Annotated in this window: 1 pseudogene; it reads left to right on the top strand. The window is 38.8% G+C overall.

The annotated features are described in order from the left end of the window. Positions 1-369: pseudogene (locus AC1UFB_RS12845) on the top strand (IS4 family transposase); the annotation flags it as partial. Positions 370-556: the final 187 nt, after the last annotated feature.

The raw sequence follows: 556 nt of genomic DNA, 5'->3' as shown, positions 1-556 counted from the left end.
TGGAAGTCCTTCTTCGAAATAGATGAATGTAAAACCATCAAAAAGGAACGGCTAGAGTGCCATTTATATGGGCAACTCATCGGGATTCTTCTCTGTTCTTCCACCATGTTTCAAATGCGGCAGCTCCTGTTGAAAAAGAGAAAACAAGAGCTGAGTGAATACAAATCAATTTATATGATTAAGGACTATTTTCCGTTACTATTTCCAGCAATGGCAGGTGATCTGACTGAACTCGTAACGATTCTCCAACGACTGTATCACCTGTTGAAAAAGAATGGGCGTAAGTGTCATCGGTATCAGAAAAAAACCGTTTTTGACATTCTTGGTATTGTGTATGAGACAGCAGTAAAACAACAACAAGTTGCCTAACGAAAAAAATGATAGTTTCATAGGCTTCTTTGTCATGCCGATTTTTCTGATACTCACCGATGTTAGGACAAGGATCATTACATTTTTAATCGTTTCTGTCGTTAGCTTGATGGGTATGGGAATTCAGCCCACTTATGGTTTTTCAAGTTCAATGGCAACGTACTCGAGTCGATAATTTTCAGTGGTG

The organism is Priestia sp. KCTC 13724 (assembly GCF_056820425.1).
This window is presented reverse-complemented; position numbering and strand designations above follow the sequence as displayed.